The organism is Phycisphaeraceae bacterium (assembly GCA_019636795.1).
Classification (GTDB): Bacteria; Planctomycetota; Phycisphaerae; order Phycisphaerales; family UBA1924; genus JAHBWW01.
In genome coordinates this window covers 235095-260503 of the sequence record JAHBWW010000004.1, presented here as the reverse complement: position 1 = coordinate 260503, position 25409 = coordinate 235095, and the positions used below count along the sequence as shown (strand labels likewise).

The window sequence follows — 25409 nt, the reverse complement described above, 5'->3', positions numbered from 1 at the left end:
TTGTAGCGTTATGTGCAGAGCGTTGCTATCATCGACGCAGCGTTCGAAAGGACTCTGCGTCGTGTCAAGTTCCCTGCTCCAAAGAGTGGCCCAAGGTGACAACGACGCTGTACGCGCATGCATCTCCACCTACAGCGGCCTCGTCTGGTCCCTCGCCCGAAAGTTCTGTAGCACCAACGCCGAGGCAGAAGATGTCGTTCAGGATATCTTTATCTCGATCTGGAAAAGCGCAGACCGTTTCGATCCGACCATCGCTTCCGAACCTACTTTCATCGCCATGATCGCCCGTCGGCGTCTCATCGACCACACCCGCCGAAAGGGACGCAAACCAGCCGAAACCGACATCAATGAACAGGCTTCCGCCCCTTCTCCCCCTTCCAGGCCAGAGCTTTCTGACGAAGCAAACTGGGCATTTCAAGCCTTTTCAACCCTCAACCCGGAACAGCAACGCGTGCTTCGCATGGCTGTCTTTCACGGCCTGTCGCACGAAAAAATCGCCGAATCCACCGATCTCCCTCTGGGCACAGTCAAGACTCACATCCGCCGAGGGCTGATCAAGATCCGCGAAACTCTTGAGGAGAAGTCCAAAAATCGTCCGACGTATCGGGAGCCCGTGTCGTGAATGAGCACACCTCACAACACGATCGCATCTACGACCTGCTCACGCAGCAAGCGACCGGTGCGCTCACGGATTCCGAACAATTGGAGTTGAACAAACTCATGGCCGCCAATCCCGACATCCCCCTCGACGCTCTCGATCTCGCCGCTGCCGCGCTCGAACTCGCATTCCTGCGCGACATCGAGCCCATGCCCGATTCAATCCGACAGAGACTCTTCCGCGCTGCCGATCAGTGGAACGCGTCGCTCCAATCAAGCACCGCCGACAACTCAATCGCAATCGGTGGCCCCGGACCCATTCCCATCTCCCCCGCCACACGTCCAAACTGGTTCGCCTGGACTGGTTGGATTGCCGCTGCAGCCGCAATCGCTTTCGCACTTGTCGTCAAGCAACCTTCCAGCCCAAGCCCTCTCGACGCCGCACAGGCTCGCCAGGCACTGCTCGCCGCCTCTACCGACGCACGCACTGCAAACTGGCTCAGTCTCGACAAGAGCCCCCTCGCCGCACCTGCACCTCACCCGCTCGATCAGGGTGTCGTCGGCGACATCATCTGGAGCGACACCGCCAACGAAGGCTACATGCGCATCAAGGGAATCGCTGCCAATGACCCCCGCGAGTTCCAGTACCAACTCTGGATCTTCGACGCCAACCGAGGCGGACTCGAACAAAACCCCGTCGATGGAGGCGTCTTCGATGTCCGCCTCACCGACTCCGGCGAAGTCATCATTCCCATCGACCCCAAACTCCGCGTCAACCGCGCCACGATCTTCGCCGTCACCAAAGAGCCCCCAGGAGGCGTTGTCGTCTCCGACCGCGACATCGTCTTCCTCGCAGCGCTCCCAGGCTGACAACAATTGCATACTCACAAAAGAACAACGCGAGGCCACCCACCTGGCCCCGCGCTGCAACTTTACTTTCGGCCGCTTTCGCCCTCGACGCGATGATCCTAATCGCACACGTCGCTACAACAAACACTTTGTACCGATTCTCACACTTTTTGCTGTCAAACCACCACAAACGCAAGCGCAAAACCCGTATTACCGGCCCAAGAACACAAGATCCGAGCAAGTCTGCACCGCTCTGTCAAACTCCATCCAACGACCACAACGCATCACAGCAAGTCCTTGGGATGCAAGCGTCTTGCCTCACCCGCGCGGATACTCAAAAACACCGCGCCCCGACTTGTCTCCAAGACGCCCCGCGGTCACCAACTGCCTCAGCAACGGACACGGCCGATACCGCTCGCTGTTGAGTCCTTCCGCAAGCACATCCATGATGTGTGCGCATGTATCGAGCCCGATAAAGTCCGCCAGACGCAAAGGCCCCATCGGAAAATTGCACCCCAGCTTCATGATCCCATCCAGATCCTCAGGCTTGGCAACTCCTTCCATCCACGCATAAAACGCCTCGTTGATCATCGGCATCAACACTCGATTGCTCACGAACCCCGCCCGATCATGAGCAGGGAGTGCCACCTTGTCCATCGCCTCGGCCAGCGCAATCACCCTCCTTGTGACTGCCTCTTCCGTCGCCAGGCCATTGATCACCTCGACCAGTTTCATCACCGGCACCGGATAGAAAAAGTGCATGCCGATCACTCGGCCCGGCCGCTTCGTCGCCGCCGCGATCTCCGTGATGCTGATCGAACTCGTGTTCGTCGCCAGGATCGCACTCTCACCGGCCACCCCATCGAGCCTTGCAAACAACTCCCGCTTGACCTTGGCATCCTCGACCACCGCTTCAATAACGACGTCCGACGAACCAAGTGACTCGAACGTCGTCGAATAACTCAGCCTCGCCTGAGTCTGCTTCATCTGCTCAGCAGTCATGCGTTGCTTCTCGACTGCGCGCGAAAGCAACTTCTCGTGCGTCTGCCGACAGCGATCAATCTGAGCCTCGCTTACGTCATACACCACCGTCTCGAACCCCGCAGCAGCAGCCACTTGCGCAATCCCGCCTCCCATCTGACCCGACCCCACAACTCCCACTCGCTTCACTTCGTGCATGACATGCTTCCCATATAACGCAACCTGCTTGGCCGCTTGTTCACTGACCCTGCATCCTCCAGGCCATCGCAACACTGTGCTGGCCCACCCTCCATCTTATTCCACTTTCACAAGTGCTCAACCTATCGTTCCTGAGATGGTCGAACCCGTCGCTCAACGCGTTTCACGCCTCCACCCCGCACCCGGTCGCCCAGGTCGGGTCATCGTCTTCCTCGATAATCAGCGCGGCCCAACGCTCGCCGAATCCCGTTGTGTCGATCTCGGCATTCGCGTCGGCACCGCCTGGACCCCTGATCTTGCCTTTGCAGCCGAACGCGGCCAGCGGATCGATGCCGCCAAAGAACGCGCCTTGCGCAATCTCCGAGCCCGCCCTCGCGCACGGGCCGATCTCGCCGCCGCACTGGCTGCGCACGAACCCGACCCCGCCATCATCGCCGAAGCACTCGACGAACTCACCCGCGCCGGGCTCATCGACGACGCTCATTATGCCCAAGCCCTCGTCGAGAGTCAGGCATCGCGAGGTCCGGGGCGGCTTTTTCTCGCCGAGCAGCAACTTGTCCGCTCTGGCATCAAGGCCGAACACATCGCCGAAGCACTTCACAACCAGCACACCGACCCGCTGACCGAAGCGATCAATCTTGTCAACGAACGCCGATCACGTGCGCCCCGCAGCGAGTCCGCTCGCAAAACCGCCGCACGCTTGCTGCGACTCCTTGCCGCTCGAGGATTCGACGAGCACATCGCCCACGAAGCCATCGAAGCCACCTTTGGTCCAGACCTTCTCAACAACGACGAGGACGCATGAATATGACTCAATCCCCCCGTCTCGCCCATCGCTTGACGTTGCATCTTGCACTTTGTGGCTCGTGCGTGTGCTTCGCTGGATGCGGCTATGACCGTTCCCTTGCCGATCGACTGGTCCTCGGAGGAAACACGCAACCAATCGGCCTCGCTACACACCCCGCAAATGACCAGGCACAGCAATCAACTGCATCGCTCCTGACCATGCACCGGGGCGAATGGGCAACGATCGACGTTATCGTCCCCGTCGATGGCACCGCCCACGGCCCGCTCCTCCGTATCGATCGCCGCTTCGCGTTCCGTTCCCCACGCAGCAAGGCCCTGTATCCAACCCCCGACTCGGCGCTCGACCTGCGAGAGTCGAACCGCAGAGGCCTTGTCATCGAAGGTTTCGCCCAACCCGTCCTTGCCCTTGGGCAGACGATCGCGCTGCCTCTGGTCATCATCACTGAAGCCCCCAGCGCTCATGCCTCACCCTCCTCGCGCACGCTGTACAAGCGAGCCTCACAAGGCCGCGCCATCCTCGGCTCTCAGAGCAATCCCACATCCCGACTCGACAGCACTACCCCCGAGTAAGCCGGGCGTCGGCTGATCGAGTTTGCACACGCTACTCGATCTTGGTGCGCATCGACCCGACAAAAAAGACGACGCCCGCGACACATTGCCGCGGGCGTCGATTTCAGATCAGTTCAACTTCGTAACGGACGAACCCGGATTACGGGCAGCCGTTCGAGAAGAGCTGGAGGTAGAGCTGAACGTCGAAGAAGTCCCACATGTTGTCGCCGTTCAGGTCAGCCGAAGCCTGCTGAGACGAGAACGCCTGGAGGAAGTTCTGGACGTCGAAGAAGTCGCACTCATTGTCATTGTTGCGATCGCAGGGGCACGGAACCGGGCCGCCGCCGCCGCCATAGAGACCGACGTAGTTACCAGCCCAGGGACCCCAGAGGAAGCCAGCGCCTCCGGCGCAGTTGTAACCACCGAACCAGTACAGTCCGTCATAGTCAAGGAAGTCGAAACCACCAGCGTAAAGGCCCATGTTGTCGCCTTCGCCGAGGGTGTTGCCCAGATCGCCCGGGGGAACGACCAGACCCATACCGCTGAGGCTGGCGGGAGTCGGCACAGCGAAACTGTAGCCGTAGGCAAAGTTGGCATTGCCATCGCCATTGAGGTCAACCAACGGGCCGTAACCCGAGTTGAACCCGTTGCCCGAGTCGTCGATGCCGTCAGCATCGCCGACTTCGAACTCGGCCAGGCCGGTCAGATCGAGGGTCAGGACCCAGCCAGCGGTGCCAGCAGCCGAACCCGGGAGGTCGGTGATGGTCAGCGCGAAGTGCGGAATGGCGTTCGGCGAACCGATGATGCCGATGTCCACGCCGTCAAAGAGCCACAGGGTCACTTCGTGACCGGCAACGCCGGCTTCTGTCGGGTCCGGGACGGAGGTCGCGTAGAGCATGGTCACGGTGTCGACCACGCTGTTGGGAGCGATCTCGCCGTAGTCCATCATGTGCCAGTCAGTACCGGTACCGGTGTCGCGCAGACCGAAGAAGAACCACTCAGCAAAACCGCACTGATCGTACCCTTCGTTGACCCAGATCGGGTTCGGCGTGCCACGCAGCTGCGTGGGGGCGCCAGTCTGGACCATTTCGCCGGTCGCGGCGTTGAAGTAAATGTGACCGATGCGATCGGCCGGGACGCTGAACAGACCCTCGGTCATCAGAGCCGGGGTGTCATTCGCAGCCGCGACGCTGGCGCAGCCAGCCGCGATTGCCAGAGCAAGACAAGTCTTCGCCTTCATGGAACGCTCCTCTTTCAAAAAGTCCTAAAAAACTGTGGAACCACAACAACTCAAACACAAATCCCCATCCGGGGGAACACAGAACACGTCAACGACGCCCGCACAATCTCTGGCGAGCGCTCAGGAACACAAACCGTTCTTCAACCGCGTAAACAACTCGATCTCTCTCCGTCACCGTCGAACCCTCAAGCCCCACGAGAAGGGGCCGACGTGTTCACACGGTTGCACTCCAAACTGTCATTCCCAGAGATCCCCTTCCCTGAGAGATGAACCAAACGAAACTCTCCTGACCCATGTATCCAAATTGAGCAGAACACTCCATTCAGAAAGGGCCTCGATTCAATATACCCGAATCTCAGAACAATGCAAGCGCCATTGTGAGCAAAATGACCAATTCATTCAAAACCGGACCAAATCCAACCCATCGTTACACCGCACCACCACCCACTTTTATCGGACGCCTGCAGGTCACACTCCGGTAACTGCCGGAGAACACTTGGTTTCCATCATTTTCATGAACTCTTCGAACAGCCCATCCGCGTCATGAGGCCCGGGCGAGGCCTCCGGGTGATACTGCACCGCAAACACGGGACGATCCACCAGCCGGAACCCGGCAACAGTTCCGTCGTTCAGGTGTTCGTGCGTCACCTCGCCGCCGACGGCCTTCAAAGAGTCCCGCTCAACCGCGAACCCGTGGTTCTGTGACGTGATCTCCACACGACCCGAAAAGGCACTCCGGACGGGCTGATTCGCGCCGCGATGCCCGAACGGCAGTTTGTATGTCTTTGCCCCCGCAGCCAGTGCCAGGAGTTGAAGACCTAGGCAGATGCCGAACGTCGGCACGATAACGTTTGGATATGCCGCAAGGACTTCACGCAGCATCGCCACAGTCTGCGTCACTGCAGCAGGATCCCCCGGCCCGTTCGAGATGAACAAGCCGTCAGCTTCGCCATGGCGAAACGCACGCAGGACCTCCGAAGCTGGCGTCGTGTGCGGAATCAACGTCACATCGCACCCATGCTCGGCGAGAATGCGCAGAATGTTCTGCTTGATGCCACAATCCAGAGCAAGCACGCGCAAGCGTCGACTGCCACCCTGCACCAAAGCCCAGTCCCCGCGGTCCTTACTCCACCCACATGGTCGATCGCACCCGACATCGCCCACGAGGTTTTGCCCGTTCATGTGTCGTGTCTCGCGTGCCATGGCCACCAAAGCGGCATCTGACACATCTTCACGGTTGGTGAGTACGCCCGGCATCGCGCCCCGCGTCCGCAGCACCCGCACCAATGCTCGAGTGTCGACGCCTTCAAGCCCCAGCACGCCCGCCCGGGCCAAAAACTCTGAAAGTGAGTGCTCGCCACGAAAATTTGACCACCTTCTGGCGATTTCATGCACAATGAACCCGGAAACATGGACCTTGTCAGATTCAACATCGACGCGGTTGGTCCCCGTGTTCCCGACCAGAGGCGTCGTCTGCACGAGAATCTGCCCCGTGTAGGACGGATCTGTTAAAGACTCCTGATACCCGGTCATCGCGGTGTTGAACACCACTTCGGCCGAGACGAGCACCGGTGCCTGCACCGCTCCGAACGCCCGCCCGCGAAACACACTCCCGTCGGCCAGCGCGAGGCGACCAACGCGAAACCCGTCCGATGAAGTTGGCTTATTGTTCACGAATCAGAGTATAGCGCCGCGTGAACCTCTTCGACCAACATCCTGCACCACTGCCCGAAGAGCTCGATCACGCCTACGTCCGCGTCGTCATCGAACGCGGCATCGAGGGCTTGCTCGGGCACGAAGGCCTGACGTACCGTGGCCGCGACCTGGCCATTGGCCAATGGGTACAGGTTCCCATCGGTCGAAACGCCAAAATTGTGGGTGGCGTTGTCGTCGGTGCGGGCGGAAAAGAGTTGCTCGAAGGCCTCAACCCCGCGCGGGTAAAGTCGGTGCTCGAGTCCGGCCGGGCGGTGCTCTCACCTCAGCTCGTCGAATTGGCCAAGTGGATTGCTCGCTATTACGCCTGCCCGTTGGGATTGGTCATCAAGGCCATGCTTCCGAGTTCGGTTAAGTCTCGCGTCGGCGAGCGCACCCGCACAGTGCTCAGGCGTTCGTCAGATGTCCTCCCGCCGGAGCGCATCGCGTCGATGCCCCCCGCTGTTCGCCGAGCCCTTGATGCAATAACCGAGCTCCCCGAATCCAACTTTCCGATCGAACCGCGCGCCCTGGCTCGGCTCGCGCATTGCTCGAACGTCGGCCCTGTCAATCGCCTTATCGAAGCAGGCACGCTGGAGGCATTCGAACACGCCGAGGTTGCCGCTGCAGATCAAGCCTGGGTTTCGGCACATGCTTCGCCGCCTCCACCACCCACGCCGACTGCTGCGCAGCAGAAGATCATCAACGCCACCACCCTCACGCTCGGCTCGCACGCGGTCCATCTCCTGCGCGGCGTGACAGGATCTGGCAAGACCGAGGTCTACCTCCGCCTCATCGCTGAGGCTTTGCAACGCGGGCAGACAGCGATCGTCCTTGTACCCGAAATCGCGCTGACTCCTCAAACCGTACGACGTTTTTCGGAGCGTTTCGGTCCGACGCCGCTCGCGGTGATTCATTCACAACTGACGGGCGCGCAACGTCATCAAGCATGGGCCAGATGTGCCCAGGGTCACGCTCGAATCCTCATCGGTCCGCGATCGGCGATCCTCGCTCCGATGCCGAACCTTGGTCTGATTATCGTCGACGAGGAACACGACAGTTCGTACAAGCAGGACCAGGCTCCGCGCTATCACGGCCGCGATGTCGCCATCAAACGTGCACAGCTCGAAAACGCAGTGGTGCTCCTGGGTTCTGCCACGCCATCGCTCGAGTCGTGGAACAACGCAGTTGGCCATTCCGCTCGGTATGAACTGCACACACTTCACGATCGAGTCAGTGGCGGCATACTTCCGCCTGTTCATATCGTCGATCTCGCGAAGGAACAACACGCCGAACGACGAGCTTCGCGGCGTCCGACCATCGACCTGATCGGCCCCTCCATCGAGCAGGCGCTGCGCGAAACTCTTGCTCGCAATTCGCAAGCCATTTTGCTCCTCAATCGCCGCGGCGAAGCCGGGTATGTCGCCTGCGCCAGCACACGCTGCGGCTGGTCGATGCGATGCTCATCGTGCGACGTTTCGCTCACTGCTCATCGCCTGCCCGCATCGGGCGACACCCGCTTTCTTCGCTGCCACCACTGTCTGGCTGCCGAACGCACGCCTCAACATTGCCCCTCGTGCAATGGGCCGATGATTCTGCTTCAACCCGGCACTCAGCACGTCGAGCGTGAACTCGAACAGCGATTGGGTCTCAGGGCCGATATCGACTTTTATCGCGTCGATTCCGATTCGATGCGCACGGGCAACAACTACTTCGATGTCCTCGACCGGTTCGGATCAGGGCAGATACGCGTCCTTCTCGGCACACAGATGATCGCCAAGGGCCTTGACTTTCCGAACGTCGGACTCGTCGGCGTGCTCAGTGCCGACACCTCCCTCTTCATGCCGGACTTTCGCGCACAGGAACGTACATTTCAACTTGTCAGTCAGGTCGCGGGTCGCGCCGGGCGTGGCTCGATCGAAACCTTTGGCCGCGCTCGCGTCATCGTGCAGACCATGAATCCGCAGGATCCATCGATTGTCCTTGCTGCTGCGCATGACTACGAGACATTCGCCCGCCGCGAACTGGCGATCCGCCGCGCAGCACGCCTCCCGCCGACCACACGCATGGCCCGCATCGTCGCCCGCCACGCCAATCTTGAAAAAGCAAAATCTCTCGCCGATGCTGCACGCGATGCGCTCTTGCCGCACATCACGCAGGATGTCGAGCTCGCAGGCCCGATGCCGTGCACTCTTGCACGCCTCTCCGATCGATTCCGGTTTGAGATTCGCATCATGACGCCGTCCGCGCGTACGCTCATGCATGTGCTGGCTGGTGCCCGCGCGTCAACCCACCTGACCAGCGACGCAGAGTACGCCATTGACGTGGATCCGATCTGGCTCTTGTGACCGAGCAATGCCTATTCCCGCTCAACAACGCGCGATTGTCCTTGGCCTCGGCAAGTTCGGAGGCGGCGTCGGAGTCGCTCGCTATCTCGCATCGCTCGACATCCCCGTTCTTATTGTTGATCGCCTCGATGCTGATGACTTGAACGAGTCGATTGCTGCTTTGGCGCCATACGTCGAACACGGTTCAATCAAACTTCAACTCGGTTGCGATGATCTCCCGCAGACCGACGAGCGAGACATGATCGTCGTCAACCCGGCCATTTCAAAGCCGTGGGAACATCATCAACTCTCAGCCGCCCGCGACCGAGGCGCTCGCATCACGACAGAAGTCGAACTCTCCATACTTGCATTGATCGACCGCGGCGGGCCTAACCTGCGCATCATCGGCATCACCGGCAGCAACGGCAAAAGCACCACCACAGCAATGATCGGCACTGCGCTCGAAACTCTTGGCATGCCTGCGCTCGTTGGCGGAAACATTGGTGGATCGCTGCTCGGCGAACTCCATAGTGTCACGCGCGACTCTGTCATTGTGCTTGAACTGTCGAGCGCGATGCTGTGGTGGTTGCGCGAGTGTCGCGAATTTCGGCCAACTGTCGGCGTCATCACGAACTTCGTCCCCAATCACCTCGATTGGCACGGCGACGAAGCACACTACCGATCAAGCAAGCAGGTGCTGGCTCTGAACACGCGCCCTGGAGGAACCGTCATTCTCGGCCCCGGCGTGCACGACTGGCCGACTGCGCACGGTGTAGAGCGGCGCATCATCGATCGCGCCGTTCGAGTGCCGCTTCTTGCCGTGCCGGGGCACCACAATGAACTCAACGCCGCCTGCGCGCTTGCTGCGATTGAAGCACTCTCGCTGGATTCGGCTACTGCGCTGCCTGGAATTCAGCAGTTCAACGGATTGCCGCACCGTCTCGCGCTCGTCGGCGTCCATCGCGGCGTTCGCTTCTACGACGATTCCAAGTCTACCACTCCCGAAGCCACGCTCCTCGCGATTCGGGCACTGCAAGAAGCGGGGTGCGAGCGCATCCATCTGATCGCGGGCGGATATGACAAGAAGGTCTCGCTCGACGCTATTTCTGCTGCCGCTGCCCAGCTCGCAACGCTCGCCGCCATCGGCGCTACTGCTCCAGCACTGTGCAAGCACGGCGGCATCAACTGCCAGACACTCGATGGTGCTGTGGAAACAATCATGTCTCGCGCGCAGGCTGGCGATGCTGTCCTGCTCAGCCCCGGATGCGCCTCGTGGGATCAGTTCAGCAACTTCATTGAACGGGGACAACGGTTTGCAGAACTTGTCGGGAGATTCGGCCAATGAGGGCGGCATTGCTCACACTGGCCCTGGCCACGCTCGCGGGGTGCGCGTCCTCGCCGCGCAATCAATCGGCAAGTGAACCGTTCGAGTCAACAAGACCCTCAACAGAGTCTCGTTTCATCGAAGTTTTTCCGCATGTGCGCCTCGATCTGGCCTCCCGCACCATCGAAATCGACGCGCGTATTGCAACAGACATGCACGATCCGCAGACGCCCGATGTGTACCTCGAACTGATCGCATGCTCGCCTGACTCGCGTGAACACGAGGCTCTCGTCGTCACCGACGCCAGACCTTCGCACATCCACGCTGCTCTCTTGATGCTCGGTCTTGAGCCGGGCTCGCCAGGTCGCTTCGAACTTGCCGATGGCTCGCTTCGCGCGATCCCTCCGACAGGCCCACCGCTCGAGGTGCACTTTCGCGTGCCACCCGATGGCGGCGCAGCGCTTGTCCCGCCTGAAAACTGGATCGAAGTTCTGCCTGATCGAAGCACGCTCGGACCACAGCAATGGGTGTTTGCTGGTTCGGCAATCCGCCGAATTGCCGGGCAGGAGCGATACTGGGCCGATCTCGAAGGCACGATCATCGGACTGACGACCTTCGGCTCCGAGGTCATTTCCCCGCTCGCGATGCATCATCCTGATTCGATGATCCAGACGCCTTCGTTCCTCGCTCGCAACCCGTCAATTCCGAAGTTCGCTGCTCCGGTGGCGATCATCATTCGGTCTAGCGAGGATAGATCCGAACCCTGATCGTTGCACGAGTGGCGTTGCTCTCGTCGCTCGAGACAACCACGAACGGTAGTTCCCCGCCATTGAGCAGCCTGCCGGTATAGACCGCTTCGAGGAAGTCGTTGCGAGTTGCGATCAACCGCCCATCAACCGAAAGCACAATCTGACCCGGGCGCAGCCCCAGTCTCGATGCGATCGATCCTTCCGTGACCGTCATGATCGCCGCGCCAGTCCCGCCGTTCTCGAGATAGACCGTCCGCACGCGCACACCGAGTTGCCGGTAGACCTGGCCTTCGATCCGATCGAGCATATTCGAGAGCGGCATTTCATCGAGTGTGATCTGCACCGGCAACAACCGATCACCCCGCAACACCTGCATCGGAATCACCGCTCCTGGTCTCGACGAACTGATCAACGCCTGCAAAGCCTGCGAACCCGTGACCGAGTAGTCCGCGATCGACACAATGACATCGTCAGCCCGCAAACCTGCACGGGCTGCTGGACCATCGTCGATCACCCGAGTCACACGAGTGCCAACCACCGACGAGCCATCCGGGAGCGACACGCGATCTTCGCTTTCGCGAAACTGCACGCCCACGAACCCGCGCGCCACCTGGCCCCCTTCGATGATCTGCGACACAATCGGCTCAATCGTCCCGACCGGAATCGCGAAACTGATGCCCGCAGAGTCGCCCGAGTCCTGCGTTCCCTGCGTGTCGCGCCCGGTCGCGATCGCGACGTTCATCCCTACCAGTTGCCCGCGAACATCGACCAGAGGCCCACCGGAATTGCCCGGATTGACCGCAGCATCGGTCTGAATGAAATTCGTGTACCCCCCGAACCCGAGCGACCCCGACGGGTTTCGCCCGAGTCCCGACACGATCCCCTCGCTCATTGAGAACTTGAACCCGAATGGCGAGCCGAAGGCATACACACGCTCACCCTTGCGAGGCACACGCCCACGCGCGAGCGTCAGCGGAAAGAGCCCGTCGGACGTATTCACTCTGAGGACCGCAATATCTGTAAAAGGATCGGCCCCGATCAGTTCGGCCTGAACAACTCGCCCATCGAAGAACTGCACCCGTACTGCATCCGCCCCGCGCACGACGTGCGAGTTGGTCACGATGTGCCCGCGCTTGTCGAGCACCCATCCCGAACCTGTAGTCGAAGCGCGAGACCCCGACGAACTCACATCGACATGGACCACGCCCGGCTCGATCGCCTCCGCAATCGCAGACACCGCACGGTCGATTCGCTCGAGAATGTCATCTTCACCAAGCGTCTGATGCGCAATATCAATGCGCACTGCCGTGGCACTGTGGCCGATCTTGCGCAGTGCCGTCGGAGCCGCCTGCAGGACCGTCAAGGCAGTCAGCAACACCACCATCGCGGGCATAAATGTCAAAAAGCGTCTCATGGGTTTCTCCGGTCGGTCCTTCCTGCCTCTTCGCAGCCTACCACACCATGGATTGTCGATCGAGACAATACCGTCGCATTCTGTTCGGATTCGCTGGCTGTACGGGTCAGCATGACGCACAACCGCGCCATCTATTGCAATCGGTCATCTGGTCATCGCGGGCCGGACTTCTGATTCCGCTCGATCAGGGCATCGCGCACCGCTTCGGAAAGCTTGGCCAGCTCGCCTTCGAGCATGCCGTACCCCTCTCCGCCCATCTGCTTCGCTGCAACACGCTGCACCCACATCGACGCGGCATCCCGAATCGCCTCACCAAGCTTCAGCACAGGCACGGCAAACCGTGGCGGAACATCCGACAATCCGAGCAGATCATGGACCACGAGAATCTGCCCATGGCATCCCGCTCCCGCCCCGATCCCGATCAGAGGCAGCGACGTATGCGCCATGATTGCGTCCGACACCGCCTCGGGCACCGCTTCGACCAGGAGCAGCGCAGCGCCAGCGTCCTCCATCGCCATCGCATCGCGAACCAGAGCCGCAGCCTCCTTCGCTGTACGCCCCGCTGCCCGGTATTGGCCTTCCATCGCAACCATCTGAGGCCTGAGCCCCACATGAGCACACACCGGTATTCCCGCCCGCGAAAGCTTGCGAACCAGACCAGCATGCTGCGCGTCTACTTCCAGCTTGACGACATCGGCCTGCCCTTCGGTCATAAATCGACCGGCGTTGCGCATCGCGCTGGCATCCGAAGCGTGATAGCTCATAAACGGCATGTCCGCCATCACCAGTGCCTGGCTTGCGCCACGCCGCAACGCCGCGGTCAACGCGATCATGATTTCCAACGGCATATCCGTGGTCCGGTCGTACCCGAGCACAACCTGGGCTGCCGAATCGCCCGCCAGCAACACATGCACGCCCGCTCGATCAAGCCATCTGGCCATCGTGGCGTCATACGCAGCAAGACAAGCAAAGGGCTCTCTCCGGGCTGCCATCTGCCGCAAGGTTCGCAGCGTCACCCGCCTGGGCCCGGTCGGTTCCACGTTCACGCTCATGGCAAAGTATACGTTGAACCAAGCACAGGCTCCGCGAAGTGATTACCATGCTCTCATGGTGCCTTCGCCCTTCCTCGAACTTCACCACGAGCAGACCCATCGAGCCGCTCGACTCATGGTCCGTCATGTCGCTCGTTTTCTGCGATCGTGTCCGCGCGGATCACCGATCACCCTTCTCGATACGGGCATCGGCGCGGCCGAAGCGTGTCAGGATCTCCTGCGCCGCACACGCGACCGCGGGTGCCCCCTTCGGGTCGTCAGCATCATCGATACCCAAGGCCCCAGCTCACGCCCCGAACCCACGGCACAACTCGAAGCCTTCGAACGCATCGCCATGAGTCCATTCGACGCCATCAATGCCTTCGGCCCAGGATCCTTCGACTTCGTCTGCACTCAACTGCGAACCGCAACCCTACGCGAAGTCCCGCGCATGACCTGGCTGCGGATGATCGATCGCCTTGCTTCCAAGGGAGTCGTCTGGGTCGATCACACGCACCGCCCGGGACTCAACAAGCGTCAGGTCATCGAACTGGCCGATCGCGTAGGGATGAACTACCTCCGCTACCACCGCCCGCTCGGTTCGCCGTGGTTCGTCATGCGCGGGCTCAAGACCTGACGCCACAGCGTGCTACCCTTGCGTATGAACCACTGCCTCTCTGTCATCGTCGCAGCAGTGCTGCTCGCCTCGCACGCCCCCGCACAGAGCATCGAAAAGTTCGTCTCAGGCCTGCGAAAGCCCGTCGACTTTGCTGCCGATCCCACTCAGGACGACCGCTTCTATGTCGTCGAGCAGGTCGGCGCAATTCGCATCATCGAAGGCGGAAAACTTCTCGATGAGCCTTTCTTCTCCTCCGATCCATCCAACTTCACGGACAAGAACTGGGAGCAAGGCCTGCTCGGCATCGCACTTGACCCCAAGTTCGCCGACAACAAACGCGTTTACCTCAACTATTCGGCCAAAGATGGCTCCACTCACATCAGCCGATTCATCGCGCAGTCGCCACACAAACTCGACCCCGCATCCGAAATGGTCATCCTCGTCGTCAAACAACCCTTCGGCAACCACAACGGCGGCAGCCTCCGATTTGGGCCCGACGGCATGCTCTACATCGGCCTGGGCGACGGCGGCGCGGCCGACGACCCGCTCAACGCCGGCCAGCGCCTCGACACCATGCTCGGCAAGATGCTCCGCATCGACGTCACCTCCGAGCCCGAAGAAGGCAAGTCCTACGTCATCCCCAAGGACAACCCATTCATCGGGCGCGAAGGTGTCTTGCCCGAGATCTGGTCCTATGGCCTGCGCAACCCCTGGCGATATGAGTTCGACTCGCTCGGACGACTCTGGATCGCCGACGTCGGCCAAAACCGCTACGAAGAAATCCACCTCCAGAAAGAAGGCTCCAAGGGTGGCGAAAACTACGGCTGGAAGATCATGGAAGGCTTCGGCGTGTTCCGCCGCGGCGGGCAGCGTTCACAGGATCCCCCACGCCTGAGCCCCGAGCAGCACGCCGAGCGCGGACTCGAAGCCCCCATCTGGGCCTACCGCCACGACCCCGATGGCTCAATCACCGGCGGCTACTTCTACGAGGGTCAGAAGATCCCGTCATTCAAGGATCGCTACTTTTTCGCCGAGTTCCAGCGCGGACGCTTTTGGTCGTTGCGACTCCGCGATGGGGCCGCCTTCGACGTGGCTGAGCACACCGATCTTCTGAACCCGGTTCTCGAAGGCCAGAGTCCACTTCAGCGCATCTCCTCGTTCGGCAAAGACAATCACGGCGAACTCTACCTGCTCGACATCCGCGCCGGCGCGATCTATCGCCTTGTGCCCTGATCGCTCACCACCATCACCTACCATCGCCTCATGCCGGTCGTCGCAGCCACCAACATCGCCCACTCTTTCGGGAATGACATCATTCTCGAAAACTGCTCCATCAGCGTCGAGCCCGGCGAACGCATCGGCCTGGTCGGACGCAACGGCGCGGGCAAGTCCACGCTCCTGCGCATCCTCAGCGGCCGCCTCAAGCCCGACTCAGGGCTTGTCTCGTCGCAGCGCGGCATCACCGTGTCGTATCTCGAACAGGACCCCAGACTCACTCCGGGTCAGACTCTCAAGGACGAAGCCGAAGCCGCCTTCAACGCCCTGCACGAACTCCACATCGAACTGCACAAGGTCTTTGACGAAATGGCGAGCGCGACCGGCGAAACTCTCGCCCGACTTCTACGCCGCCAGGAAGACCTCGAACGCCGCATCGAAGCCGCCGGCGGACACGCCATCGACCACCGCATCACCGAAGTTCTCCATGGCCTCGGGTTCACCACCGAGCAGTTCGCTCTGCCCGTCGAAGCGCTCAGTGGCGGGCAGCGTTCGCGGCTGGCCCTGGCGCGCGTTCTGCTCGAACAGCCCGACCTCATGCTCCTCGACGAACCGACCAATCACCTCGACATTGCCGGCCGCGTCTGGCTCGAACGATTCCTGCGCGACGAATACAAGGGTGCCGTCGTCCTCGTCTCGCACGATCGCTACCTGCTCGACAACGTCGTCGATCGCATCCTCGAAACCGAACTGGGCCGCCTGATCGAGTATCCCGGCAACTACCACACCTTTCGCAAACTCCGCGCCGAACGCCGCATCGCGCAGCAGCGGGCCTACGAGAACCAGCAGGTCCAGTTCAAGCGTGAAGAGGCCTTCATCCGCAAGTACAAAGCCGGGCAACGTGCCAAGCAGGCTCGGGGGCGCGAGTCTCGCCTCGAGCGCCTCCGCGAGGATACTTCGCTCGAACGCCCGGTCGAACTGGCCACACTGCGCCTGAACCTCCCCAAGGCTGAGCGATCGGGCGACCTGGTCGTCACCGCACGAGGCCTGTCAAAGTCGTACACCGACGACGACGGCTCAAAGAAAGTGCTCTTCCACGATCTTGATGTTCAGATCTCGCGCGGCGAGCGATGGGGCATCATCGGCCCCAACGGCGCGGGCAAGACCACTCTCGTACGCACGCTCCTCGGGCTCATCGATCCCGACTCGGGCACGACCAAACTCGGCACCAAACTCGTCATCGGCTACTACAGCCAGATGCACGACGATCTCGACCCCGAGCGGCCCGTCTATCAATATCTCCAAGCCATCGTCCGCAAGGAATGCCCGAGCCAGGCCCTGAGCGAACAGGCCGCTCGCGATCTGGCCGGTGCGTTTCTCTTCAGCGGCTCAGATCAGGAAAAGCCTATGGGCGTGCTCTCGGGCGGCGAGCGCACCCGCGCGGTCCTGGCCGGGCTGATGGCCAGCGCCAAAAACCTGCTCATCCTCGACGAACCCACCAACCACCTCGACATTCCCTCAGCCGAGCGCCTCGAACAGACGCTCTCGCGCGGTGAAGAAGGTGGCGGATTCGACGGCACGCTCGTCATCATCAGCCACGACCGCGCCTTCCTCGATGCCACCTGCGACCATTTGCTCATCCTCGATGGTCGCGGCGGGGCCGAGGTTTTTCCAGGAACGTACGCCGAATGGGACCGCTTCATCGCAGCACGCAGCAGCCCGTCTCCGGAATCTCGGCCAGCACCCCCGCCACAGCGCGCAGCCCCCGCCGCCGCTGCATCCTCTGGGCCCCAACCTGCACACCACTCCGACACGAGCGCACGCAAGAAGAGTAAGTTCTCCTGGATGCGTGTCGAGCAGATCGAACAGCGCATTCATGAATTGTCTCTTCGCGTGCGCACTATCGACGCCGATCTGGCAGACCCTGACGTCTGGAAGGATGTGGAGCGTGCCAATGCCCTGACTGAAGAGCGCGACTCGCTCGCAATCGAGATCAGTCAGCTTGAGGAAGAATGGATCCGCAAGAGCGAATGAAACGTCGGCTGCCGACAGCCCGTTGGGCTTCACGCTGAATCGACTTGCGCGGCAAGATACGGATCCATTTGTGATACGCAACCCGTTCGAAGGCCGGTCTCAAGCCCTTGTCCTCAGACCCTCGGGCCGGCAAATTTCACCGCTTGTTGACTCACCGGCTTGTGTCATGCACACTTTCAATTTCCGAAAACAGCGACAAAGCTGCCTTGTGCAGAAAAGGCTCAAACGCTGGATCGCTCAACGATGCCTCTCGAATAAGCCTCGCAACCGCCTCGTCGGTGATCGGTGATTGGGAGCTCAGTTCACCTGCGAAGTGGTCCTGTAGGACTTGTCGTGCCCACGCCAGTCGCTCGCTGGCGTCTCGCCGTATGCTCGCAAGTTCTGACCGCGATCGCGCGTCGTAGATGATCACCGTTCCATCATGCCCAGAGCAGGCAAGCATGCTTCCCTGAGGCGAGAAGGCAAGCGATCGAATGGCCGAGTTCTGAGCCGGGAACGAAATCACAGCGCCATGATCGGTTGTGTCAAAAAGCGTGACATCGGCATACCACGAACTGGCTGCAACCCGGGTGCCATCTGGATGGACCGCAAGCGACGTGATGAACTGCCCCTTGCGATCAAGCGTGTCCAGATGTTCGCCGGTTGCGACACGCCACACCTGCACGGTCTGATCGCGCGAGCCGGTAAAGAGCTTCGTCGAGTCGTTCGTGAACGCCGCCGCAAACACATCAAGCCGATGCCCGCGAAGTATGGAGCGAATCCTGCCACTGGGCATATCCCAGAGTTTGACAATCGCATCGCGGCCGCAAGTTGCAAGTGTTCGACCATCAGGACTGAAAACCAGACGAATGATCCGCTCTTCGTGCGCTTCGATTGATCGAACGATCGTTCTCGCTTCAACATCCACGAAGATGACATCCCCTCCCTCTCCCGCAGCGGCAAGCAACTTGTTGTCAGGTGTAAACGCGACCGTCCATATGTCTGCGTTCGTTTCGAGGACCGTCTCGATCAAACGACCAGTCAGTGCGGACCAGAGCCGGACTGTGCCATCTGAGGAACTCGACGCGAGGTACTGCCCGTCAGAGGAAAACGTCACAGTGTAAATCGCGGATTCATGACCCGCAAGCACGGCAACCTGCTGATTCAACAGCGGATCCCAGAGCTTCACCACACCATCTCGTCCAGCAGAGGCCAGCACATGTCCTGAGGGAGAAAACGCTACAGAGAGCACGTTCCCTTCGTGCGCATCGATGACGTTCATGGGCGAGAAGCCCGAGCGATGGCCAACCGACCAGTATCGAACTGTGCCATCCCACGAACAGGAGATCAGCCTCGACGTCGCACGGTCGAACGCCAGCTGCGTGATTGACTCATCGTGCCCAAGATATGGCACTCGCCGTTCAGTGCCATCGAGTGACCAGTGAAAGATGGCACGATCTACCTGCCCGGTAAAGAGCTGCGACGAATCCGACGAAAACGCCAGGCCACGCACGGTGCTGATCGTCGGACTGGTATCCCCATCAAGCACCAATTCTGACGTCCGCAAGTTCCATACCCTGAACTTCCCTTCGGCCCCTGCTGCCGCGATGAACTGCCGATCTTCGCTCAAGACAGCGACTTCGGCACTGACTCCGAGGTCGAAAGTATTCATGATGCTTCGTTCATCCATGTCGATCAGCAACACCGCCCCCGATCGTGTCCAGACCGTCGCCAATGCTCCATCGATTGAGAAATGGACTCCCCTGGTGAAATGTTGGTCGTCGATATCAACGACAATCGGGGTCAAAGTGTCTGCGTTGAGGAATACCGTTTTCCCGCGCGAGTCCGTGCATGCAAGCACACCTTGCGAACTCGTATGAAGCCCGACAATCGCACGCGGAAGCGTTGCAATCAATTGTGGCATTTGCTGCACATCGGGGTACCAAACCAGCAAATTGCCGTTACGGAGCCCGAGATAGACGGCTCGTCCATCGTGCGATACTGCGACCGTGCGATCAAACTCTTCAAGACGCTCTGGAATTCGCACAATCAGTTGTGCGGTATCGAGATTCCAGACAGCAACATCGCCTGACTGCGACGCTGAGACGATTCGACGCGCTTCCGTAGCCACGGCCATTGAAGCCAGAGTATCGTGGGCGTCGATGACTGACTCGCCACGATCGGCCAGGGCTGCAACCAGAGACCACTCCCAGTTCCGCAACGAAGGAGGCGCAAGCTCGAGTCGCTCGCGCGCTTGTGAATACTCGCGCGCGCGGTAGGACGAATACCCGCTGGCCACACTCGCAACATACGCCTGTCGCCTCGCGATATTGCGCTCATCAATTGCGAGCCGCTCTGCATCGATGCGCAGATCAGACTCTCGCCACGCGCGATACCCGAGAATCGCGATCATCATGGTCAACGCGAATAACGTGACAACAAAAACTGACCCCAGCGATACTAGAACCCGGTGCCTGCGGGCAAAAAGTCTCGCTTGGTGCCACGGGCTTGGCAGCCGCGCCTGTATCGGCTTGTGAGCAAGATAGCGACGAACATCACTCGCAAGGGCATCCGCACCCTGATAGCGGCTCAAGGAATCCTTGTGCATTGCCATCGCAACAATCGCATCCAGATCGCCAGATGCTTCTGCGTTGATCGATGAAGGGCGCGCAGGCGACTGCGTCTCAACCATTCGAATGGCCTCGGGAATCGCCACCCTGGAAAGGTCGTACGGCAAGCGGTCAGTGATGAGTTCGTAGAGGATGACGCCAAGCGAATACACATCGGCTCGTGTGTCAACCCGATCTGCGCCCGAGCACTGTTCCGGGCTCATGAAGTTCAGGGTTCCGAGAAGTTGGCCCAACTCGGTGTGCAACGTGATTCGGCTGCTGTCCAGTGGATCCACAGAACGCGCAATCCCGAAGTCAATGATCTTGAACCTCCCATCAGGTTCGACGAGAATGTTGCTCGGCTTGAGATCGCGATGAATAATGCCCAGTTGGTGCCCATGCTGTATCGCATCGCATATTTCAGCAAAGATGCCTAGACGATCACGCAGCGGCATGCAAACCGTTCGAGCATACTCCGTTATAGAGCGAGCATCTTTCACAAACTCCATCGCAAAATACGGCATCGCTTGCCCGAAGGCGTCCTCAAAAGTGCCTGCCTCGTAGATGGCCGCGATGTTCGGATGACGCAGCCGCGCCAGAGTCTGCGCCTCGAATGTGAATCGCTGTGCAGCAGAAGTATGCGCAAGCATGCGGTGCATGACCTTGAGCGCAACACGCCTGTGAGGGTGGCGCTGCTCGGCTTCATACACCGTCGCCATGCCTCCTGACCCCAGAATCCCGAGAACCTTGTACCCGTCAATCAGTTCGGGTGTCTCGGCTTCGAGACTGCTTGAAAGTTGATCGTCGAGGATACTGATCGCCGGTGACTCGAGAAAATTGGCCCCAATGTCTACCGCGACTAGTAATCTGGCTACCGCAGCACGCAGGTCCGCATCCCCATCACACGATGCATCCAGCCACGCTTCGCGATCATGTGGTTCGACATCGAACGCTGCCCGAAACAACTCATACGTTCGGCGAGTGCGTTCGGTGCCGTCGGCTTTCATGAGTCGTCGTCCTCGTCAGAAAGGCGACAGTAGAGCCATGTTCTCGCAGCCATCCAGTCCCGATCGACCGTGCGGCGACCGACATCAAGCAGTTGAGCAATCTCGTCAACGGTGCAGCCTCCAAAAAACCGGAGTTCCACAATGCGTGCCTGTCGCGGATCGATGGCTGCGAGTTCTTCCAGAGCCTCGTCTAGCGCAACAAGATCAAGATCGCGCGATGGCGAAGCGACATCTGTCATGCTGATCGAGATTGGTCTTTGCGACCCCCCGCGCTTGAGGGCTTTGCGTTCGCGCGCATGATCGATCAGGATCCGCCGGATGATTTGTGATGCCACAGAAAAGAAGTGCAATCGGTCTGACCAGTTTGCAGAATGCTGATTGACCAGTTTCAGATACGCCTCGTGTACGAGTGCGGTCGGCTGCAGCGTGTGGTTCGCCCGTTCTGCCGCAAGATGCGTCTGCGCAAGCCGTCGCATGTCGTCATAAATCGCAGCCATCAGCTGGTCTACATGCTCTCGACGCCCCGATGCAACCGAGCGGAGAAGAAGTGTGATGTCGCCAGAGTTGATGGACATGGGTTCCGCCAAAATGATCGATGCCAAGGCGAGTTCTCCAATTCTAGTATACATAGGCACCACAAAACTGAGCACACAAATCAGGCATAGACGACTTATTGGCGGCACATTGACGTTCAGTCACTCATTGCCACGATGTAGACGTTCCATGTGGACAATCCGGCCAGCGACAATGGCTCGACTGGGCCCAGGAAAACCCCGTGCGTGCCCTTCGCCGGGTCATACGTGTGCCGCCACACCTGAGCACATCGAAAGCCAGCCTCCTCACACGCAGACACGATCTCTTCAGCCGACCATAGGCGAAAGTGATATCTGAATGCATCCTTTAACGCGTGCCCAAGGTCGTCAGTGCTTATCGGATTCAGTTGGAAATGGATGCGACAATCCGCCACCAAAGACTGCGAATCGACCCCGACGATCTCCCACTCGTATTCAAACGGCCTGATCGGCTTTTCAGACGGCAGCCTCGGCGCGGGAACAATCTGATGCCGAGTCGTGCCAGCCCTGCTCGCATCAATTCCGCCGAAAATGTTGCAGATGAACACACCCTTGGCATCAAGCCCCGCACGAGCGGCTCGCAGATAACTCAACAGACTCGCCCTCTCATGCAGTTGCATGATGCTGTAATTGAGCGCAACCGTAATGTCGGCTTTGGCAACTTCCAACGGTGACGGACCAAACAAGTCGGCCTCGATAAACTGAATCGCGTCGACGCGCTTCCCCAGGATCCGCGACGCCCGATTCCGTGCCCAATCAATCGTGGGTCGATCGATGTCGATGACAATGGCAGTGCGCCCCGACTTGATCGCCACCCACGCGACCGAATCCGCTGCGGTCCCCGCGAAATCTTCGCGAAGCACCGCAGGAGTCCGACCCGAGCGCACTCGCTCATAGATCACACGAAACAGCACCGCGTGCGTCTCCGGGTCCTGCACCGCCCAGCGATACAACTCAAGCCGGTGAGGCCAACTGATCTCATGGAGTGTTGACAAACTGCAGGCTCCATTCTGTGACAGTGCGAATCACGCTCGCATCGATCGGGCCAGACAGATCTCCAACCTGTGGACCCAGTTGATGCCCAAGCCGCGGCAGAACATGCACGCTCAGTTTCTCAAAGCCCGGAGAGTTCATGAGCATGAGGGCGGCATCAGCATTCACCGCTGAAGATTTATCTAACGCGCCAAAAATCGCCAGAGTTCTTATCCCGCACACGCGAACAACATCCTCGCCAAACGAAAGCCCTTGCTTTGCTAGCGACCCCGCCACACGTTCATCGCGAGAGAAGTAGGCTGGCGCGAGCAGAATCAACCCCGCAACGCTCCGGTCCTCCGACGCCAGTGACCACGCTCGCATCGCTCCCTGGCTGTGCCCCAGCAAGAGCACCCGATCCACTCGCACTCCTGGCCTTGCTCGAAGCATGCCAAGCGCCGCACGAGCCTGCTCCAGTAGTTCTGCCTGCGTACGAGCAGTTGCCATCGTCGGCCATTGATCGGCAAGCGGATCACCGTGTGCAATCGTGCTCCAATGCAGCACCGTCAAGCCCTCGCTGACCAACGCAGCACGCAGCAGCGGCGCATCCGCATGTGGCTCTCCGCTGATAGTCAACTGCATCGACTCCCCGTTGTGAATGAGAGACCCCGGAACATCCCAATCAAGCGTGTTCCCCAGTCCGCCGCCAATCATGAGCACTGCCCAGCCCGTGTTCCTCGAAGGCGAAGGTGTGTGCACCACGGCTTCAAACTGATGCCCATGGGCCTCAATCGTGAGTACTTCAACAGTCCCTGACTCTGACCGACTCGGAACAGACAGCATCTCCTCGAGACGCGACGGATTCTCCCCCTCGCACGATGCAAGACCGCCGAAAAGCATCATGGTCGCAAGCCAGAAACAAAACATGGGTTGAGACTTTCGCTGTCGCATGGTTGTACTCGAATTACACACGAGATCCGTCCGTGTTGCGGGTTGACCTGGCCCTACGACCAGACCTTCGCCTACCACAACGCGTAATCGATTCGCCAGCTGCGCCACACATTTGTAGCCCAAGTTCATCACTCTGAAGCCCACAACCACAATTTTGCCCTCAATGTGGCGCACCACGCTGCCGTTCTTCGCGTGGTGTTCCGGGCAGCCCAGCTCAACGCCTCCAGCCAATGTGGGCAGAGGCCGGAACACAGAACCGTTGTCCAGATCGGACAGCAGGAAAAGGAACACAGCAATGCAAGTCAAGTCATGGAATCGTTTCATGGGAGCCGCTCTCGTCGCAGCGGCCGGCGCGAGCACCTCTCTCGCGTCAACAGATTGTCGCCTCGGCATCACAAGCGACCGCTCCACCGTGGCCTTCGGCGAATCGGCGTTCATCAACGTCTTCGCGCATTTCCCCGCCTCTGCCTTCGCCCTTGCGAGCACGCAGTTCGATGTCCAGGCAAGCGCTCCCATGTGGCAACAGGCTTCGGATGGAGTTATCGGTGGCGGCTGGGTGAGCGGGATTGAGTTCTCGCAAGCACACGCGCCCTTCGCTGGCCAGTTCGCCGACCCCACCAACCCGCTTCGAGTCTGGTCCGGCGTCTACTCTCCCGCTTCTCCCGGGCCCAAACTCATCAAGATCGAAACCCACCCGCAATCGCTCTGGTTCTACCCGAGCGATCTCACCTCGTCGAGCGTATCGTGCGATGCGGACCCCTGGCGAACCTACTTGTGGGTCGATCCCGTTCACATCTCAGGCGTGGGACATGTGGCCCCAGGCGAAGGCACGGCCATGGACACCACCCCAGATGGTCTGGTCATCGCAACACCAGATGACGAGGCCATCCTCATCGGTCTGCTCTTGCCAGCCATCCAGAAAGTGCGAGAGGCAGCGGTTCGAATGGACCTCGTGGCCACGCCCCGCAAAGCCACTCCAAGCCTCACGCTGGAGAGCGCTCCCGGTCAGCACTTCCCCACCGAGCAGGTCTCATACAACTTCACCCGCGTCGACTTTCCCAACGCAGACCCGGTGTTCGAACTCACCTCCGAAGGCACATTCAGCCACATCACGATCATCTGCCTCATCGGCGAGAACGGCCAATTGATCTGCAACTTGGGCAACATGGTTCAGGGCGGACAGACAAGCCAACCACTCATCCGCTTCGACCGTCTCCCCACCTGCCTCGTCTACTCGATCGAGCAGGATGATGTCACGGGCCAGGACACCGTCGCGCTCTCATCGTGCGACACCGAACCCTTCTTCGTTCAGATTCCGAATGTCTACGAAGGCATGACCACAGGTCCTGTGGTGCTCCGGGTGATGCCACAAGACCCCACGGTTGAATTCGATCGCATCAAGTCCCAGATCATCGAACTCGAGGGTCTCCCGTCCGGGCCAAACGGCAACGCCACCTTCGACTTTGGTCGCCCCTGCCGCATTGACCTCAATGGCGACGGCCTCCTCGACTTCTTCGATGTCCAGATGTTCCTGAACCTCTACTCGCAGGGAAACCCGGCAGCAGACTTTGACGGCAACGGCAACCTCGACTTCTTCGACGTGCAGCAGTTCCTCCACGCATACGCAGCAGGCTGCCCGTAACTCCAACCCTCAAAGCCTCAGAACAATCCTCCCCGTCGAGACGGAAACGAC

20 protein-coding genes are annotated in these 25409 nt (G+C 60.0%); 11 read left to right on the top strand and 9 right to left on the bottom strand.

Annotated features, from left to right (window positions below):
- The first annotated feature begins 61 nt into the window (after window positions 1-61).
- Complete coding sequence (locus KF757_10165; protein MBX3323343.1) at window positions 62-622, top strand: RNA polymerase sigma factor; 561 nt, start codon at window positions 62-64, stop codon at window positions 620-622.
- Window positions 619-1467, top strand: coding sequence for an anti-sigma factor (locus KF757_10160; protein MBX3323342.1), 849 nt, complete (start codon window positions 619-621; stop codon window positions 1465-1467). The genes KF757_10165 and KF757_10160 overlap by 4 nt, the downstream gene beginning before the upstream one ends.
- A 297-nt stretch (window positions 1468-1764) precedes the next feature.
- On the opposite strand, the gene KF757_10155 is transcribed toward KF757_10160, so the two are convergent.
- Window positions 1765-2625, bottom strand: coding sequence for a 3-hydroxybutyryl-CoA dehydrogenase (locus tag KF757_10155; GenBank protein ID MBX3323341.1), 861 nt, complete (start codon window positions 2623-2625; stop codon window positions 1765-1767).
- A gap of 136 nt (window positions 2626-2761) precedes the next feature.
- Between KF757_10155 and KF757_10150 the strand changes: the two genes are divergently transcribed.
- Both KF757_10150 and KF757_10145 read left to right on the top strand, forming a co-directional pair.
- A complete protein-coding gene (locus KF757_10150; GenBank protein ID MBX3323340.1) occupies window positions 2762-3430 on the top strand; it encodes a RecX family transcriptional regulator in 669 nt (222 codons plus the stop codon).
- 2 nt (window positions 3431-3432) lie between these two features.
- A complete protein-coding gene (locus KF757_10145) occupies window positions 3433-4002 on the top strand; it encodes a hypothetical protein (protein ID MBX3323339.1) in 570 nt (189 codons plus the stop codon).
- A 139-nt stretch (window positions 4003-4141) separates the two neighbouring features.
- Here the strand turns inward: KF757_10145 and KF757_10140 are convergent, their stop codons facing one another.
- Both KF757_10140 and carA read right to left on the bottom strand, forming a co-directional pair.
- Window positions 4142-5221, bottom strand: coding sequence for a hypothetical protein (locus KF757_10140; protein ID MBX3323338.1), 1080 nt, complete (start codon window positions 5219-5221; stop codon window positions 4142-4144).
- A 468-nt stretch (window positions 5222-5689) separates the two neighbouring features.
- Window positions 5690-6895, bottom strand: coding sequence for a glutamine-hydrolyzing carbamoyl-phosphate synthase small subunit (gene carA / locus KF757_10135; protein ID MBX3323337.1), 1206 nt, complete (start codon window positions 6893-6895; stop codon window positions 5690-5692).
- Between the two features lie 20 nt (window positions 6896-6915).
- Between carA and priA the strand changes: the two genes are divergently transcribed.
- Genes priA through KF757_10120 form a run of 3 tightly spaced genes read left to right on the top strand, consistent with a single transcriptional unit; the run spans window position 6916 to window position 11331 of the window.
- Window positions 6916-9261: a primosomal protein N' gene (priA, locus tag KF757_10130; GenBank protein MBX3323336.1), complete on the top strand. Its 2346-nt coding sequence runs from the start codon at window positions 6916-6918 to the stop codon at window positions 9259-9261.
- 7 nt (window positions 9262-9268) lie between these two features.
- A complete protein-coding gene (gene murD / locus KF757_10125; protein ID MBX3323335.1) occupies window positions 9269-10585 on the top strand; it encodes a UDP-N-acetylmuramoyl-L-alanine--D-glutamate ligase in 1317 nt (438 codons plus the stop codon).
- Window positions 10582-11331, top strand: coding sequence for a hypothetical protein (locus tag KF757_10120; GenBank protein ID MBX3323334.1), 750 nt, complete (start codon window positions 10582-10584; stop codon window positions 11329-11331). Before murD ends, KF757_10120 begins: the two co-directional genes overlap by 4 nt.
- Here KF757_10120 and KF757_10115 read toward each other — a convergent pair.
- Window positions 11306-12727 (bottom strand): trypsin-like peptidase domain-containing protein, encoded by a 1422-nt coding sequence (locus KF757_10115; GenBank protein ID MBX3323333.1) that lies wholly within the window; start codon window positions 12725-12727, stop codon window positions 11306-11308. The genes KF757_10120 and KF757_10115 overlap by 26 nt on opposite strands.
- A gap of 152 nt (window positions 12728-12879) precedes the next feature.
- Window positions 12880-13779 carry a 3-methyl-2-oxobutanoate hydroxymethyltransferase gene (gene panB, locus KF757_10110; protein MBX3323332.1) on the bottom strand — a complete coding sequence of 300 codons (900 nt, stop codon included), beginning with the start codon at window positions 13777-13779 and terminating at the stop codon, window positions 12880-12882.
- 55 nt (window positions 13780-13834) lie between these two features.
- On the opposite strand from panB, the gene KF757_10105 reads away from it, so the two are divergent.
- The 3 genes from KF757_10105 to KF757_10095 are packed head-to-tail and all read left to right on the top strand — an operon-like array spanning window position 13835 to window position 17626.
- Window positions 13835-14395 carry a hypothetical protein gene (locus KF757_10105; protein ID MBX3323331.1) on the top strand — a complete coding sequence of 187 codons (561 nt, stop codon included), beginning with the start codon at window positions 13835-13837 and terminating at the stop codon, window positions 14393-14395.
- A 24-nt stretch (window positions 14396-14419) separates the two neighbouring features.
- On the top strand, window positions 14420-15610 hold the full coding sequence (locus KF757_10100) for a PQQ-dependent sugar dehydrogenase (protein ID MBX3323330.1): 1191 nt from the start codon (window positions 14420-14422) through the stop codon (window positions 15608-15610).
- A gap of 30 nt (window positions 15611-15640) precedes the next feature.
- Window positions 15641-17626 carry an ABC-F family ATP-binding cassette domain-containing protein gene (locus KF757_10095; GenBank protein ID MBX3323329.1) on the top strand — a complete coding sequence of 662 codons (1986 nt, stop codon included), beginning with the start codon at window positions 15641-15643 and terminating at the stop codon, window positions 17624-17626.
- Between the two features lie 151 nt (window positions 17627-17777).
- On the opposite strand, the gene KF757_10090 is transcribed toward KF757_10095, so the two are convergent.
- The 4 genes from KF757_10090 to KF757_10075 form a co-directional block, all read right to left on the bottom strand.
- Entirely contained in the window at window positions 17778-21221 is a 3444-nt protein-coding gene (locus tag KF757_10090) for a protein kinase (protein ID MBX3323328.1), read from the bottom strand.
- Window positions 21218-21796, bottom strand: coding sequence for a sigma-70 family RNA polymerase sigma factor (locus KF757_10085; protein ID MBX3323327.1), 579 nt, complete (start codon window positions 21794-21796; stop codon window positions 21218-21220). Before KF757_10085 ends, KF757_10090 begins: the two co-directional genes overlap by 4 nt.
- 116 nt (window positions 21797-21912) lie before the next feature.
- A complete protein-coding gene (locus KF757_10080; GenBank protein MBX3323326.1) occupies window positions 21913-22788 on the bottom strand; it encodes a hypothetical protein in 876 nt (291 codons plus the stop codon).
- Window positions 22772-23668: a hypothetical protein gene (locus KF757_10075; protein MBX3323325.1), complete on the bottom strand. Its 897-nt coding sequence runs from the start codon at window positions 23666-23668 to the stop codon at window positions 22772-22774. The genes KF757_10080 and KF757_10075 overlap by 17 nt, the downstream gene beginning before the upstream one ends.
- A gap of 343 nt (window positions 23669-24011) precedes the next feature.
- Between KF757_10075 and KF757_10070 the strand changes: the two genes are divergently transcribed.
- Entirely contained in the window at window positions 24012-25358 is a 1347-nt protein-coding gene (locus KF757_10070; GenBank protein MBX3323324.1) for a hypothetical protein, read from the top strand.
- The last annotated feature ends 51 nt before the right edge of the window (window positions 25359-25409 follow it).

What these genes read in the sequence shown, in the direction of transcription:
- KF757_10105 (MBX3323331.1), top strand. Translation starts at nt 13,835, where the DNA reads ATGGTGCCTTCGCCCTTCCTCGAACTTCACCACGAGCAGACCCATCGA.
- KF757_10095 (MBX3323329.1), top strand. Translation starts at nt 15,641, where the DNA reads ATGCCGGTCGTCGCAGCCACCAACATCGCCCACTCTTTCGGGAATGAC.
- murD (MBX3323335.1), top strand. Translation starts at nt 9,269, where the DNA reads ATGCCTATTCCCGCTCAACAACGCGCGATTGTCCTTGGCCTCGGCAAG.
- KF757_10150 (MBX3323340.1), top strand. Translation starts at nt 2,762, where the DNA reads ATGGTCGAACCCGTCGCTCAACGCGTTTCACGCCTCCACCCCGCACCC.
- KF757_10115 (MBX3323333.1), bottom strand. Translation starts at nt 12,727, where the DNA reads ATGAGACGCTTTTTGACATTTATGCCCGCGATGGTGGTGTTGCTGACT.
- KF757_10100 (MBX3323330.1), top strand. Translation starts at nt 14,420, where the DNA reads ATGAACCACTGCCTCTCTGTCATCGTCGCAGCAGTGCTGCTCGCCTCG.
- KF757_10070 (MBX3323324.1), top strand. Translation starts at nt 24,012, where the DNA reads ATGCAAGTCAAGTCATGGAATCGTTTCATGGGAGCCGCTCTCGTCGCA.
- KF757_10075 (MBX3323325.1), bottom strand. Translation starts at nt 23,668, where the DNA reads ATGATGCTTTTCGGCGGTCTTGCATCGTGCGAGGGGGAGAATCCGTCG.
- KF757_10120 (MBX3323334.1), top strand. Translation starts at nt 10,582, where the DNA reads ATGAGGGCGGCATTGCTCACACTGGCCCTGGCCACGCTCGCGGGGTGC.
- KF757_10085 (MBX3323327.1), bottom strand. Translation starts at nt 21,796, where the DNA reads ATGTCCATCAACTCTGGCGACATCACACTTCTTCTCCGCTCGGTTGCA.
- KF757_10140 (MBX3323338.1), bottom strand. Translation starts at nt 5,221, where the DNA reads ATGAAGGCGAAGACTTGTCTTGCTCTGGCAATCGCGGCTGGCTGCGCC.
- KF757_10155 (MBX3323341.1), bottom strand. Translation starts at nt 2,625, where the DNA reads ATGCACGAAGTGAAGCGAGTGGGAGTTGTGGGGTCGGGTCAGATGGGA.
- KF757_10145 (MBX3323339.1), top strand. Translation starts at nt 3,433, where the DNA reads ATGACTCAATCCCCCCGTCTCGCCCATCGCTTGACGTTGCATCTTGCA.
- panB (MBX3323332.1), bottom strand. Translation starts at nt 13,779, where the DNA reads ATGAGCGTGAACGTGGAACCGACCGGGCCCAGGCGGGTGACGCTGCGA.
- KF757_10090 (MBX3323328.1), bottom strand. Translation starts at nt 21,221, where the DNA reads ATGAAAGCCGACGGCACCGAACGCACTCGCCGAACGTATGAGTTGTTT.